13 protein-coding genes are annotated in these 14167 nt (G+C 72.6%); 8 read left to right on the top strand and 5 right to left on the bottom strand.

The window, feature by feature from the left end; genetic code table 11:
- Positions 1-81 precede the first annotated feature (81 nt).
- A complete protein-coding gene (locus AC3IX6_RS11985; protein WP_489370106.1) occupies positions 82-2166 on the bottom strand; it encodes a DEAD/DEAH box helicase in 2085 nt (694 codons plus the stop codon).
- 467 nt (positions 2167-2633) lie between these two features.
- Here AC3IX6_RS11985 and AC3IX6_RS11980 point away from each other — a divergent pair, with 467 nt between their 5' ends.
- Positions 2634-3392: a ferritin-like fold-containing protein gene (locus AC3IX6_RS11980; protein ID WP_250741764.1), complete on the top strand. Its 759-nt coding sequence runs from the start codon at positions 2634-2636 to the stop codon at positions 3390-3392.
- An 89-nt stretch (positions 3393-3481) separates the two neighbouring features.
- On the opposite strand, the gene AC3IX6_RS11975 is transcribed toward AC3IX6_RS11980, so the two are convergent.
- The 4 genes from AC3IX6_RS11975 to AC3IX6_RS11960 form a co-directional block, all read right to left on the bottom strand.
- Complete coding sequence (locus AC3IX6_RS11975; RefSeq protein ID WP_489370105.1) at positions 3482-3784, bottom strand: hypothetical protein; 303 nt, start codon at positions 3782-3784, stop codon at positions 3482-3484.
- 142 nt (positions 3785-3926) lie between these two features.
- Positions 3927-4154 carry a DUF3107 domain-containing protein gene (locus AC3IX6_RS11970; protein WP_250741766.1) on the bottom strand — a complete coding sequence of 76 codons (228 nt, stop codon included), beginning with the start codon at positions 4152-4154 and terminating at the stop codon, positions 3927-3929.
- 173 nt (positions 4155-4327) lie between these two features.
- Positions 4328-4966 (bottom strand): TetR/AcrR family transcriptional regulator, encoded by a 639-nt coding sequence (locus AC3IX6_RS11965; RefSeq protein WP_214949215.1) that lies wholly within the window; start codon positions 4964-4966, stop codon positions 4328-4330.
- 146 nt (positions 4967-5112) lie between these two features.
- The gene (locus tag AC3IX6_RS11960) at positions 5113-5328 is read right to left on the bottom strand and encodes a hypothetical protein (RefSeq protein WP_489370104.1); all 216 of its coding nucleotides are present in this window, start codon (positions 5326-5328) and stop codon (positions 5113-5115) included.
- Positions 5329-5448: 120 nt separating this feature from the next.
- Here AC3IX6_RS11960 and AC3IX6_RS11955 point away from each other — a divergent pair, with 120 nt between their 5' ends.
- From AC3IX6_RS11955 to AC3IX6_RS11925, 7 genes are all read left to right on the top strand, one after another.
- Positions 5449-6510 (top strand): alpha/beta fold hydrolase, encoded by a 1062-nt coding sequence (locus AC3IX6_RS11955; protein WP_489370103.1) that lies wholly within the window; start codon positions 5449-5451, stop codon positions 6508-6510.
- Positions 6511-6513: 3 nt separating this feature from the next.
- Positions 6514-8190 (top strand): DUF3152 domain-containing protein, encoded by a 1677-nt coding sequence (locus AC3IX6_RS11950; RefSeq protein ID WP_489370102.1) that lies wholly within the window; start codon positions 6514-6516, stop codon positions 8188-8190.
- A gap of 46 nt (positions 8191-8236) precedes the next feature.
- Positions 8237-8332 carry an Ms4533A family Cys-rich leader peptide gene (locus AC3IX6_RS11945; protein ID WP_323182585.1) on the top strand — a complete coding sequence of 32 codons (96 nt, stop codon included), beginning with the start codon at positions 8237-8239 and terminating at the stop codon, positions 8330-8332.
- A 190-nt stretch (positions 8333-8522) separates the two neighbouring features.
- The gene (locus tag AC3IX6_RS11940; protein ID WP_489370101.1) at positions 8523-10271 is read left to right on the top strand and encodes an ABC transporter substrate-binding protein; all 1749 of its coding nucleotides are present in this window, start codon (positions 8523-8525) and stop codon (positions 10269-10271) included.
- Positions 10268-11251, top strand: a complete 984-nt coding sequence (locus AC3IX6_RS11935) for an ABC transporter permease (RefSeq protein WP_489370100.1) — start codon at positions 10268-10270, stop codon at positions 11249-11251. Before AC3IX6_RS11940 ends, AC3IX6_RS11935 begins: the two co-directional genes overlap by 4 nt.
- The gene (locus AC3IX6_RS11930) at positions 11248-12240 is read left to right on the top strand and encodes an ABC transporter permease (protein ID WP_489370099.1); all 993 of its coding nucleotides are present in this window, start codon (positions 11248-11250) and stop codon (positions 12238-12240) included. The genes AC3IX6_RS11935 and AC3IX6_RS11930 overlap by 4 nt, the downstream gene beginning before the upstream one ends.
- The gene (locus AC3IX6_RS11925; RefSeq protein WP_489370098.1) at positions 12237-14048 is read left to right on the top strand and encodes a dipeptide ABC transporter ATP-binding protein; all 1812 of its coding nucleotides are present in this window, start codon (positions 12237-12239) and stop codon (positions 14046-14048) included. Before AC3IX6_RS11930 ends, AC3IX6_RS11925 begins: the two co-directional genes overlap by 4 nt.
- Positions 14049-14167: the final 119 nt, after the last annotated feature.

Below are 14167 nucleotides of genomic sequence, written 5' to 3'. Positions count from 1 at the left end.
CCGTACGGGAGCTCCGCACGGCCCCGGGTACGCCGATGGCCCCGGCCCCCTCGAAAGGGGACCGGGGCCATCGGCAGGGCGTTACGCCTCCGGGGTCTCCACCGCGGCGACGGCCTTGCGGGTCCGCGTGCGCTTCGGCTTGGCCGGAGCCTCCTCGGCGGCGGCCTCGGCGGCCGGAGCCTCCGGGGCGGCGGCTGCGACCTTGCGGGTGCGGGTGCGCTTCGGCTTGACCGGAGCCTCCTCCGCCACCGGAGCGGCGGCTTCGGCGACGACCTCGGCGGCCGGGGCGGCGGCTGCGACCTTGCGGGTCCGCGTGCGCTTCGGCTTGGCCGGAGCCTCCTCGGCGACCGCGACCGCGGCGACGACCGGAGCGGCCGGGGCCTCGACCACGGCGGCCTGGGCGACGACCTCGGCCACCGGAGCGGCGACCTCGGCCACCGGAGCGGCCGCGGCCTTGCGGGGAGCGCGGGCGCGCGGGGCGCTGGTACGGGCGGCGCTGGTACGGGGGGCGCCGGTGCGGCGCTCCCGGACCGGCTCGACCATCGGGGCCATCTGGAAGTCGGGCTCGGGCTCCACGACGAACGGGGCCAGGGGCTCCAGCGCCGTCGCGGGGGCGACGAAGGTGGCGGCCGGAGCGGCCGACCGGGTCCGGCGACGACGCGGCTTGCGCGCCTCGTCGGCGGCCGGAGCCTCCGGAGCCTGGACCGCCGCGGCGACCGGGCTGACCGGCGCGGCCTCGGTGGTCACCGGGGTCAGGAGCTCGGCGCCCGAGTCCGAGCCGCCACGGGTGCGGCGGCGCTGGCGCGGCGCGCGGGCCGGACGCTCCTCGGCGGCGACCGGGGCGGCCACGCCGCGGCCACCGTCACGTCCACCGTCGCGGCCGGCATCGCGACCACGGTCACGACCGCTGTCACGGCCACCGTCACGACCGCTGTCACGGCCACCGTCGCGGCCGCCACGGCCACCGCGGCCGCCGGTCTCGCCCAGGTCTTCCAGGTCCTCGGCCTTCAGACCGGCCCGCGTGCGCTCGGCGCGCGGCAGGACGCCCTTGGTGCCGGCCGGGATGTTCATCTGCTCGTACAGGTGCGGGGACGTGGAGTACGTCTCCACCGGGTCGTGGAAGTCCAGCTCCAGCGCCTTGTTGATCAGCTGCCAGCGCGGGATGTCGTCCCAGTCGACCAGGGTGACGGCGATGCCCTTCTTGCCCGCGCGGCCGGTGCGGCCCACACGGTGCAGGAAGGTCTTCTCGTCCTCGGGCGTCTGGTAGTTGATGACGTGGGTGACACCCTCGACATCGATACCGCGCGCGGCGACGTCGGTGCAGACCAGCACGTCGACCTTGCCGTTGCGGAAGGCGCGCAGCGCCTGCTCGCGGGCGCCCTGGCCCAGGTCGCCGTGGACGGCGCCGGACGCGAAGCCGCGCTTCTCGAGCTGCTCGGCGATGTCGGCCGCGGTGCGCTTGGTGCGGCAGAAGATCATGGCGAGCCCGCGGCCTTCGGCCTGCAGGATGCGGGAGACGAGCTCCGGCTTGTCCATGTTGTGCGCACGGAAGACGTGCTGCGTGGTGTTGGCGACGGTCGCGCCCTCACCGTCCTCGGAGACGGCGCGGATGTGCGTCGGCTGCGTCATGTACCGGCGGGCCAGTCCGATGACCGCACCCGGCATGGTCGCCGAGAACAGCATCGTCTGACGCTTGGCCGGCAGGTAGCTCATGATCCGCTCGACGTCGGGCAGGAAGCCCAGGTCGAGCATCTCGTCGGCCTCGTCGAGGACGAGGGCCTTGATCTTGGAGAGGTCGAGCTTCTTCTGCCCGGCCAGGTCGAGCAGGCGGCCCGGGGTGCCGACGATGACGTCGACGCCCTTCTTGAGCGCCTCGACCTGCGGCTCGTACGCGCGGCCGCCGTATATGGCGAGGACGCGGACGTTGCGGACCTTGCCCGCGGTGAGGAGGTCGTTGGTGACCTGGGTGCAGAGCTCGCGGGTCGGAACCACCACGAGGGCCTGCGGGGCGTCGGTGAGCTGCTCCGGCGTGGAACGGCCCGCCTCGACGTCCGCGGGGACGACGACGCGCTCCAGCAGGGGGAGGCCGAAACCGAGCGTCTTGCCGGTACCGGTCTTGGCCTGGCCGATGACGTCCGTGCCGGACATGGCGACGGGGAGGGTCATCTCCTGGATCGGGAAGGGGGACACAATGCCGACGGCCTCAAGGGCTTCGGCCGTCTCGGGAAAGATCCCGAGGTCTCGGAACGTAGTCAGGGTGCTGCCTCTTCTGTGAGACGCGGCGCGAGGCGGCGAGGGGGGTCGTACCGTGCCGGGCTTGCAGTACTACTACGTACGTACGAAGCTGTGCGCGGGACCACGAGCCATCGCTCAGGCGCTTTATGCCGCTGAGGGGGCCCCTCGTGGGAGGCGGTACGTATGAACGTCCGCTTCACGCCGAGGGCGGTCGGGTGGAGCCGATCGGGCCACCGACCGGGCATCCTCATTCGGATGGCCCGCCGAGTGTTCGGCAGGCGCATTACCACTGTACCCCGGAATCTCGCAGCTGTGTCGGGTGAATTCACCAGGTAGGCGCGTTTACGTGGACTGAGCAGGTGGTTCACGGTGCCTTTCGGCGAGCTATTGTGCGGTGCATGTCGACCGTTGAAAACGCATCGCCCGCCGACGAAAGCGCCCCCGCCGAGGCGGCCGGTATCGCCGCCCAGGACTGGGCCACGGCCTCCGCCTCGCCGCAGTACCGGGCCGCCGTGGTGGATCTGCTCGGGGCGCTCGCGTACGGCGAACTCGCGGCCTTCGAACGCCTCGCGGAGGACGCGAAGCTCGCCCCCACCCTCGGGGACAAGGCCGAGCTCGCGAAGATGGCCTCCGCCGAGTTCCACCACTTCGAGCGCCTGCGCGACCGGCTCGCCGCGATCGACGAGGACGCCACCGCCGCGATGGAACCCTTCGCCAAGGGCGTCGACGACTTCCACCGCCAGACCGCCCCGTCGGACTGGCTGGAGGGCCTGGTCAAGGCGTACGTCGGCGACTCCATCGCCAGCGACTTCTACCGCGAGGTGGCCACCCACCTCGACACCGACACCCGCGGGCTCGTCGTGAGCGTGCTCGACGACACCGGCCACGGCGGCTTCGCCGTCGAGAAGGTGCGCGCCGCCATCGAGGCCGACCCGCGCTGCGGCGGCCGGCTCGCGCTGTGGGCCCGCCGGCTGATGGGCGAGGCGCTGTCGCAGGCGCAGCGCGTGGTCGCCGAGCGCGACGCGCTCTCCACCATGCTGGTCGGCGGCGTGGACGGGATGGCGGCCGGCTTCGACCTGGCGGCCGTCGGCGAGATGTTCACCCGGATCACCAAGGCGCACACCAAGCGCATGGCGGCCCTGGGCCTCGCGGCGTAGTCCCGGCCCCGAGACGCCCCCACTCATGACACCGGCCCCCGTGCGGAAGCTTCCGCACGGGGGCCGGTGTCATGAGTGGGTGGGGCCGCCTAGCCCCGCGTCGGAACCGAAAACGGAGCCCGGCGGGGCGGCCTCGCAGTCCGGCCGGCGGGCCGCAGCAGCAGGGACAGGACCACCGCCGAGACCAGCGCGCCGCCGATGAGGGTCGCGAACACGGTGTTGTGCCCGGGGCCCAGCGCGGTGTGCGTCAGATAGGCCCCGAAGAGGGCGCCCGCCACTCCGCTCACCAGCACCGCCCGCGAGGACGGCAGCCGCGGGCCGAGCACACGGACGGCCGCCCCGGCCAGGGCGAGGCCCAGGAGAGCGGAGCCGAGCGCCTCGATCAGCAGCATGGGGATTCCTCTCGAACGGCGGACGTACCGGGGCGTACCGGGAGCGTGTCTTACAGCGGTCCTACCCGAAGCGGAGGAAACGGAAACGGCCCGGTGGACTCGTCCACCGGGCCGTTCTCGGTACTTCTGGATACTTCTGGGCTCAGAGAGCGCCGAAGCCGACCTTGCGCACGCTGGGCTCGCCCAGGTCGACGTACGACAGGCGCTCGGACGGCACCAGGACCTTGCGGCCCTTGATGTCCGTGAGGCTCAGCAGCGGCGCCGAGCCGGACAGGGCGGCGGTGACGATGCTCTCCAGCTCCTCGGCACTCAGGTCGCTCTCGAGCACGATCTCCCGGGGTGCGTGCTGCACGCCGATCTTGACCTCCACGGCCTTGTCCCTCCGACGGTCCGGTTCGCGCGATCAGCCGCGCCGTTACCCGGTCCACATTAGCCCGGAGAGGGGACGTGTCCGCCGCGCGGCGAAAACGCTCGCAGCGAACAGCCGCCGGTCAGACCGGCGGGGACCGCCGGGGCCGGCCCGGAAACCCGGGCCGGCGCTGCTCAGACGTCGGTCGGGTGCAGCGGGAAGCCGGCGATTCCGCGCCAGGCGAGGGAGGTCAGCAGCCCCACCGCGGTGTCACGGGCGACCGGGCTCTCGCTCGACAGCCAGTACCGGGCCACGACCTGCGAGACCCCGCCCAGGCCCACGGCCAGCAGCATCGACTCGTCCTTGGACAGGCCGGTGTCCTCGGCGATGACGTCCGAGATCGCCTCGGCGCACTGCAGCGAGACGCGATCGACGCGCTCGCGCACCGCCGGCTCGTTGGTCAGGTCCGACTCGAAGACGAGGCGGAAGGCGCCGCCCTCGTCCTCGACGTACGCGAAATAGGCGTCCATCGTCGCGGCGACGCGCATCTTGTTGTCGTTCGTCGACGCGAGCGCGGTGCGCACGGCGAGCAGGAGGGCCTCGCAGTGCTGGTCCAGGAGCGCCAGGTAGAGGTCGAGCTTGCCGGGGAAGTGCTGGTAGAGCACCGGCTTGCTGACTCCGGCACGCTCCGCGATGTCGTCCATGGCCGCTGCGTGGTAACCCTGCGCGACGAAGACCTCCTGGGCGGCGCCCAGGAGCTGGTTGCGCCGGGCCCGGCGCGGAAGTCGCGTGCCCCGCGGACGCGCTGCCTCGGTCTGCTCGATGGCTGTCACGCCGCCTCCCACTTTCTCTAGAACACAGTGCGCCTTGCGCCGCGCGGCCATCGTACTTTTCGGTAACCGAATCTGGAGGGTTCAAGCCGAGTTTTCTCGCGGTACGGACCGCCGGTTACCCACCGGAGATGCTGGTCAGCGCTGGCTCAGCGGTAATCGTCCTCGTCCAGGGCCACCACCCGGGTCTGCTCGGCAGCGTCCCCGTCGGAGGCTTCGCGCTGGCCCACGGGGGTGAGCGGATCGTCCTCGACCGGATTCAACTCCGTGTTCTGCTCCGCCGCGTCCGCCTCGGGGGCTTCCACGTCGAGGGTTTCCCGCTGCTCTGACTGGAAGGTGTCCGGTTCCGCAGGGTCGACAGTCATGGAGCACCCCTTTCCACTTACGAGCCTAGGAGGATCGCGCATACCCCGCTAGGCGGTTCCGCAAGCATCTGTGACAGCGAACACAAGAGGAGCCGCGTGATCGTCTCGTAACATTGCCCCATGTCTTCGACCGAGCTGCCGGGTGTGCGGTCCGCCGACCCCTCGTCTTCCAACGGGTCTTCCCAGGTGGGAGCCGTGCGCATGGCAGAAGGGGAGCAGCTGCGCACCGACCGGCTGCCCGGGCTGGAAATGACCGTACGGGTCCGCCCGGCGGTCCGGGCCGGACTGCCGCCCGCGCTGTTCGTCCACGGGCTCGGCGGATCCTCGCAGAACTGGTCCGCGCTCATGGCGCGGCTGGCCGATTCCGTCGAGGGCGAGGCCCTGGACCTGCCCGGCTTCGGCTGGTCCCCGCCGCCCGCCGACCGGGACTACTCCGTCACCGGCCTCGCGCGCGCCGTCATCCGCCACCTCGACGCCGCCGGACGCGGGCCGGTGCACCTGTTCGGGAACTCCCTCGGCGGCGCCGTCTCCACCCGGATCGCGGCCGTCCGGCCCGACCTGGTGCGCACGCTGACGCTGGTGTCGCCGGCCCTGCCCGAACTGCGCGTGCAGAAGTCGGCCGTGCCGACCGCGCTGCTCGCCGTACCCGGCATGGCCGGGCTCCTCGACCGGCTCACCCGCGGCCTGAGCGCCGAGCGGCGCACCCGGGGGCTGACGGACCTCCTGTACGGAGACCCCTCCCGGGTGAAGCCCGAGGTGTTCGAGGCGGCCGTCGAGGAAATGGAACGGCGGCTCGCGCTGCCGTACTTCTGGGACGCGATGACCCGTTCCTCGCGCGGCATCGTCGACGCCTACACCCTCGGTGGGCAGCACGGACTGTGGCGCCAGGCACAGCGGGTGCTCGCGCCGACCCTGCTGGTCTACGGTGGCCGGGACCAGCTCGTCTCGTACCGTATGGCGCACAAGGCCGCAGCGGCCTACCGGGGTTCGCGTCTGCTGTCCCTGCCCGAGGCGGGGCACGTGGCCATGATGGAGTACCCCGAGGTGGTCGCGGCCGCCTTCCGGGAGCTGCTGGACGCCACCGCCGCCACCGACGGGCGCGGCGCCGAGCAGGACCCGGGCGCAGCGGATCCGGGCGCGGCGGAGCACACCGTGAACACCGACGAGGACGGCAAGGGCTGAGACGTGGGACGACATAGTCGCAAGGAGCCGGGCCAGGCTCCCGGCCCCGGCTCAGGCCATCCGCAGCCGGCCGAACAGGCCGGCACCCGGGCGGCCCCGGCCCCCGCCCCGGCCGGCTGGGCCGAGCCGGCCGCCGCCCCCCGCGGGTACGCGGCCCCGCCGCGCCGCGAGCCGGTGTCCGCCGCGCGCGGCGGACATCCCGAACAGCACGAGCCCGGCGGAGCCTGGGGCGCGGCCGCCGGTACCGGCGCGACCTACGGGGACTGGCGCGGCGCCCCGCGCACCCGTCCCGCCTTCGACGCCCCGGTCTACGACAGCCCTGCCTTCGGCACCCCGGTCTACGAAAGCCCTGCCTTCGGCACCCCGGTCTACGAAAGCCCTGCCTTCGGTACCCCGGTCTACGACAGCCCTGCCTTCGGTACCCCGGTCTACGACAGCCCTGCCTTCGGTACCCCGGTCTACGAGGCTCCGGTCCAGGGCGCCCCGGTCTACGAGGCTCCGGTCCAGGGCGCCCCGGTCTACGAGGCTCCGGCCCAGGGCGCCCCGGTCTACGAGGCTCCGGCCCAGGGCGCCCCGGTCTACGACACCCCTGCCTTCGGCACCCCCGCGGTCGGCTTCCCGCAGGTCACGCTCGACTCGCCGATGACCGCGACGGGCTCGCACCGCCGGATCCCGGTCCACGAGGACGCCTTCGCCACGACGGGCTCCTTCCACGGAGTCCCGGCCGGCGGCGACGCCTTCCCCGCGGACGCCGCCACCGCCACCGGGTCGCACCGCCGGATCCCCGCGCCGCGCACGCCGGTCGCCACCCCCGCCGAAGAGGCGGCGCCGGCACCGCCCGCGGCCGGGCGCGGCGGCAAGGGCCGTACGTACGCCGGGATGGCCGCCGCGGCCGTCACCGTCGCGCTCGCCGTCATCGTCGCGGGCCAGGCCGCCTCCGAGAACGACAGCGGCAAGAACCCCGTGCGCGCCGCCGATGACGGCAACAGTCACACCGCGCAGGGCAACTCCGCCGCCTCCCGGTCCGACGGCCGGCCCACCCCGGACGCCTCCGCGGCGATCAAGGCCGCGCCGGAGCTCTCGTACGACCAGAAGATGGCGCAGCAGTTCCCGATCGACGAGAAGCTGAAGGGCCCCGGCGCCTTCGACACCGTGCCCGGTGTGGCGCAGGCTCCCGGCAAGGGGCAGGTGGTCCGCTACCGCGTGGACGTGGAGCAGGGACTCGGCCTGGATCCGCAGCTGTTCGCCGAGGCCGTGCACCGCACGCTGAACGACGACCGGAGCTGGGGCCGCGGCGGTACGAAGACCTTCGAGCGGGTGCCGGGCGGCGAGGCCGATTTCGTGATCACGCTCGCCAGCCCCGGGACCACCGGCGTCTGGTGCAAGAAGTCGGGACTCGACACCACCATCGACAACGTCTCCTGCGACTCCGCGTCGACCGACCGCGTGATGATCAACGCGTACCGCTGGGCGCAGGGTTCGGCGACCTTCGGCCCGGACCAGATGTTCGCCTACCGTCAGATGCTCATCAACCACGAGGTCGGCCACCGCCTCGGCCACGGGCACGTGAGCTGCCAGACGCCGGGCGCACTCGCCCCGATCATGCAGCAGCAGACGAAGTCACTGGACCTCAACGGAATCCACTGCAAGCCCAACCCCTGGGTGTATCCGGGGAATTGACATAGGGCTTTGACAAATTGTTCGATGATCGGTCATTGTTCTCCGCATGTCGCACCTGCACACCACCACCGCGAGCGCCGCCATTGAGCTGGCGCTGCTTGGTGTGACCGCGCACAGCGTGGCCGACATCTTCTGTCGCTGACGCCTCCCTGAGCGCGCGACTTCCTCTTTTCTCCGTCGATCCGCCGCGCCCGGGGCTTCCAGCCCGCAGGTGCGGCGTCTTTCGTTCCTCCGTCCCCGCCGTCGGCATGCCGCCGACCGCTCCGACGTGGACCGCTGCCCCTCGCGTGGCCTTTTCCGCATCTCCCTTCACGCCGAGAGGTCCCTTTCCCATGGCCCGTCAGTCCCTCATATCGCGCCGCGTGGCCGCGGTCGCCGTCAGCGTCGTTCTGGCCGGGGGCGCAGCCGCCTGCGGTCCCGAGGACAGCGCGGACAAGGCCTCCGCCGGCGACAAGCCGGGCGCTTCCGGCGCCGCCCCGCAGAAGGGCGGCACCCTGACCGTCCTCAACGCCGAGCCGCAGAGCGACTTCGATCCGGCCCGCCTGTACACCTCCGGCGGCGGCAACGTCCCCTCGCTCGTCTTCCGCACGCTGACCACCCGCAACCGCGAGGCCGGCCCGGCCGGCGCCAAGGTGGTGCCCGACCTGGCCACCGACCTCGGCAAGCCCAACGCCGACGCCACCGAGTGGACGTACACGCTCAAGGACGGGCTGAAGTACGAGGACGGCTCGCCGATCACCACCGCCGACATCAAGTACGGCATCGAGCGGTCCTTCGCCGCCGAGCTGTCGGGCGGAGCCCCGTACCTGCGCGACTGGCTGGTCGGCGGGGAGACGTACGAGGGCCCGTACAAGGACGGCGGCAAGGGGCTCGACTCGATCGTCGTGCCCGACGCGAAGACGATCGTCTTCAAACTCCGCAAGCCCGAGGGGGAGTTCCCCTTCCTCGCCACGCAGACGCAGTTCGCGCCCGTGCCCAAGGGCAAGGACACCGGGGTCAAGTACGAGGAGCACCCGGTCTCCTCCGGCCCGTACAAGGTCGTCAAGAACGAGAACGACGGCGAACACCTCAGCCTGGAGCGCAACGAGAACTGGGACGAGAAGACCGACGAGGAGCGCAAGGCCTACCCGGACAAGATCGACGTCCGCTCCGGACTCGACGCGGCGGTCATCAACCAGCGCCTGTCCACCAGCTCCGGCGCCGACGCGGCCGCCGTCACCACCGACACCAACCTCGGACCGGCCGAGCTGGCCCAGATCGGTGACTCCGCCGACAAGAACGAGCTGAACGGCCGGGTCGGCACCGGGCACTTCGGCTACGTCAACTACCTCGCCTTCAACCCGAAGGTCGCCCCCTTCGACAACCCGAAGGTCCGCCAGGCGATCTCCTACGCCATCAACCGCACCAGCGTGATCAACGCGGCCGGCGGCTCCGCCCTCGCCGAACCCGCCACCACCTTCCTGCCCGAGCAGGAGGCCTTCGGCTTCACCCCGTACGACCACTTCCCGGCCGGCAAGACCGGAGACCCGGCCAAGGCCAGGGAACTGCTGGCCGAGGCGGGCTTCAAGGACGGGCTGACCATCACGCTCACCCATTCCAACGCCCAGAACCGGCAGACCAGCCCCGAGGTGGCCACCGCCGTGCAGCAGGCGCTCGCCGCCGCCGGGATCACCGTCAAGCTGGAAGGGCTGGAGAACAACGCCTTCAACGAGAAGCGCTGGGACGTCAAGAACACCCCCGGCTTCTTCCTCTCCCGCTGGGGCGCCGACTGGCCGTCCGGCGCCCCCTTCCTCGCCCCGATCTACGACGGCCGGCAGATCGTCACCAACGGCACCAACTACAACCACGCGCAGCTCGACGACCCGGCCGTCAACACCGAGATCGACGAGATCGCCAAGCTGACCGACCTCGCGGCGGCCGGCAAGCGCTGGGGCGCCCTCGACAAGAAGATCGGCGAGCAGGCGCTCGACGTCCCGCTCTTCCACCCGGTCTACAAGCGGCTCGTCGGCAAGGACGTCAAGAACGTCGTCATCAGCGACTGGACCGGCGTCCTCGACATCTCGCAGGTCGCGGTCAAGTGACGCTCCTCGACCGGCAGTCGGCGGCCGGGCCCGGGGTCGTCGCCCCGGGGCCGGCCGCCGGGCGGCAGGTGTGGCGGCGGCTGCGGGCCCGGCCCTCGGCCGTGGCGGCGGCCGCCGTCCTGGCGCTCCTCGTCCTCCTCGCCCTCGCCGCGCCGCTGTTCGCCCACCTCACCGGCCAGGACCCGAACGCCTACCACGACGAGCTCGTCGACTCCGCGCGCGGCGGCGTCCCGCTCGGCTCCTTCGGCGGGATCTCCGGCGACCACTGGCTCGGCGTCGAACCGGGCACCGGACGCGACCTGTTCACCCGGCTGCTCTACGGAGCCCGGATCTCCCTGCTCGTCGCCCTCGGCGCCACCGTCGTCCAGGTCCTCGTCGGCGTGGCCGTCGGGCTCGCCGCCGCGCTCGGCGGCCGGGTCGCCGGCCAGCTCGTCAGCCGGGTCACCGACGTGATGATCGCCCTGCCCATGCTGGTGATCGCCATCGCCCTCACCGCCGTCGTCCCGCCCGGCTTCCCGCGGCCGCTGCTGCTGATCCTGGTCATCGGACTCCTCGACTGGGGCGGCCTCGCCCGGATGGTGCGCGCCCAGACCCTGTCCCTCAAGGAGCTGGACTTCGTGGACGCCGCCCGGCTCTCGGGCAGCGGCACGCTGCGGATCGCCCGCCGGGAGCTGCTGCCCTCGCTGGCCGCGCCCGTCATCACCCTCGCCGCGATCAAGGTGCCGTCCGCGATGGTGGCCGAGGCCTCGCTGTCCTTCCTCGGGGTCGGCGTGAAGCCGCCCACCCCCTCGTGGGGGCAGATGCTGTCCAGCGCCCAGACCTGGTTCCGCGCCGACCCCACCTACGTCCTGCTCCCCGCCGGGCTGCTCTTCGTCACCGTGCTCGCCTTCACGGTGCTCGGCGACGCCGTCCGCACGGCCCTCGACCCGCGCGAGGACTCGCGGCTGAGGGTCGGCACCAGAAAGGAGCGCACGGGGTGACCCGCTTCGTGCTCAAACGGACCGGCGGCGCACTGCTCGTGCTGCTCACCCTGTCCGTCGCGATCTACGCCCTCTTCTACCTCCTCCCCGGCGACCCCGCCCGCCTCGCCTGCGGGGAGCGCTGCAACCCGGCGCAGATCGCCCAGGTGCGCGAACAGCTCGGGCTGAACGAGTCGGCGGTCGCGCAGTACCTGCACTTCCTCCAGGGCCTCCTGGTGGGCCGGGACTCCTCCGGCGGCGCCGGGCTCGTCCTGCACTGCGACGCGCCCTGCCTCGGATTCTCGTACCAGAACGACCGGCAGGTCACCGCGCTGCTGCTGGAGCGGCTCCCCGCCACCCTGTCGCTGGCGCTGGGCGCGCTGGTGATCTGGCTCGTGATCGGCGTCGGCACCGGACTGCTGTCCGCGCTGCGCCGGGGCGGATTCACCGAGCGGGCCCTGACCGTGCTCACCCTCGCCGCCACCGGCACCCCCGTCTTCATCCTCGGGCTGCTGCTGCTCATGGCCGTCTGCGCCCACCTCCAGTGGCTGCCCTTCCCCACCTACGTACCGCTCGGGGAGGATCCCGAGCAGTGGGCGTGGAACATGCTGCTGCCCTGGGTGACCCTCGGCTTCTTCGAGAGCGCCAAGTACGCTCGGCTGAGCCGCAGTTCCATCCTGGAGACGCTCGCCGAGGACCACATCCGCACCTTCCGCGCCTACGGGGTCGGGGAGCGGGCCGTCGTCACCCGGCACGCCGTGCGGGGCGCGGTGGCCCCGGTGATCGCACTCAGCGCCGTGGACTTCGGCACGATGATCGGCGGCGCCGTACTGACCGAGTCGCTGTTCGGGATCCCCGGCCTCGGCAAGACCCTCATCGACGGCGTACGGGTCGTGGACCTGCCCGTGGTGGTGGGCGTGACCCTCGCCATCGGCGCCGCCGTCGTGCTCGCGGGCGTCGTCGCCGACGTGCTGTACGCCGTCGCGGACCGAAGGGTGGTTCTGGCATGACGCATGCGGATGCATCGCTGGTGGACGTCACCGGCCTCACCGTCGACTTCCCGGTCGGCCGGCCGGGGGAGTACGTACGCGCCGTGGACGGGGTGTCCTTCACCCTGGAACCCGGCCGCGCGCTGGGCATCGTGGGGGAGTCCGGAAGCGGCAAGTCGACTGTTGCGACAGCCTTGTTGGGGCTGCACCACGGGACCGGAGCGCGGATCGGCGGCACCGTCCGGGTCGGCGGCACCGACGTGGGCGCGGCCTCCCCGGCCCGGCTCCGGGAGCTGCGCGGGGCCGTCGCCGCGATGGTCTTCCAGGACCCGCTGAGCTCCCTGGACCCGTACTACGCCATCGGCGACCAGATCGCCGAGGTGTACCGGGTGCACGCCTCCGCTTCGCGGCGCGCGGCCCGGGCCCGGGCGGTGGAGGTGCTCGACCGGGTGGGCATACCCGACGCGGCGCGCCGGTCCCGGGCGCGGCCGCACGAGTTCAGCGGGGGCATGCGCCAACGGGCCCTGATCGCCATGGCGTTGGCGTGCGCGCCGAAGCTGCTGATCGCGGACGAGCCGACCACGGCGCTGGACGTCACCGTCCAGGCGCAGATCCTCGACCTGCTGCACGGGCTGCGGGAGGAGCGGGGGCTCGGGCTGCTGCTGGTCACCCACGACGTGGGCGTGGCGGCGGAGAACGTGGACGCGGTGCTGGTGATGCGGGACGGGGGTGTCGTGGAGCGGGGCTCGGTGGAGTCGGTGCTCTCGGCTCCGGCCGATCCGTACACCGCTGCGCTGCTGGCGGCGGTGCCGCGGCTCGACGCGGTCCGGGTGGCCCGGCCGGCGGCCGTACGGGCGCTGCCCGTGCCCGCGCCTCAAGCGCCGGCGGGGCTGGATGTGGCTGGGCTGGGCGCGTCCGCCGAGCTCAGAGATCGGGGCTCCGCCCCGGACCCCGCGCCTCAAACGCCGGCGAGGCTGAAATTGCCCCGGGCGAGGCGGGAGTCGGCGCCGCCCATGGATTCCGCGCCCGTCGTCGAGGCCTTCTCGCTGCGGAAGGAGTTCGGGCGGGGGAAGCGGCGGGTGGAGGCCGTGGGCGGGGTGTCCGTGGCCGTGCGGGGTGGGGAGACGCTGGGGATCGTCGGGGAGAGCGGCAGCGGCAAGAGCACGCTCGGGCGGATGCTCGTCGGGTTGCTGGAGCCCACCTCCGGGCAGGTCCGGCGGGACGGGGCGGAGAGCGTGGGCCTGGTGCCCGGGGTGCAGATGGTGTTCCAGGACCCGGTGTCCTCGCTCAACCCGCGCCGTTCCATCGGCGAGTCCATCGCGGATCCGCTGCGCGCGGCGGGCGAGAAGGACCGGCGGGCGATCCGGGACCGGGTCGGTGAACTGCTGGTCCGGGTGGGGCTGGAGGAGGCGCACTACGACCGGTACCCGCACGAGTTCAGCGGAGGCCAGCGCCAGCGCGTCGGCATCGCCCGGGCCCTCGCGCCCCGGCCCCGGCTGATCGTCTGCGACGAGCCCGTCTCGGCCCTCGACGTGACCACGCAAGCGCAGGTCACCGCCCTGCTGGCCGAGCTCCAGCGGGAGCTCGGCATCGCGCTGGTCTTCATCGCGCACGACCTCGCGGTGGTGCGTCAGGTCAGCCACCGGGTCGCCGTCATGCGGGGCGGGGTGATCGTGGAGGAGGGCCCCGTCGACGAGGTCTACGACCGGCCGGCGCACGCCTACACCCGGGAACTGCTGGCCGCCGTCCCGTCCCTCGACCCGGCCCTGGCCGCCGCCCGCCGGGCCGGCCGGCGCCGTCCCGGGGGAGTGCTCGCGGGCGCTTCGTAGGCCGGCCCTCCTAGTTCTTAGCGTGCTCGAACGCGAACCGTACGGGAAAGTTACGACTCTTCACCCCTTCCGGTGGCGCGACGGACAACCGTCCGTCGCGCCTTCGGCATATCCGCTTG

The sequence above is a fragment of the Streptomyces sp. GL_141 genome, assembly GCF_057834385.1.
The sequence above is the reverse complement of the archived record's forward strand: the minus strand, read 5'-3'. Positions and strand labels throughout refer to the sequence as shown.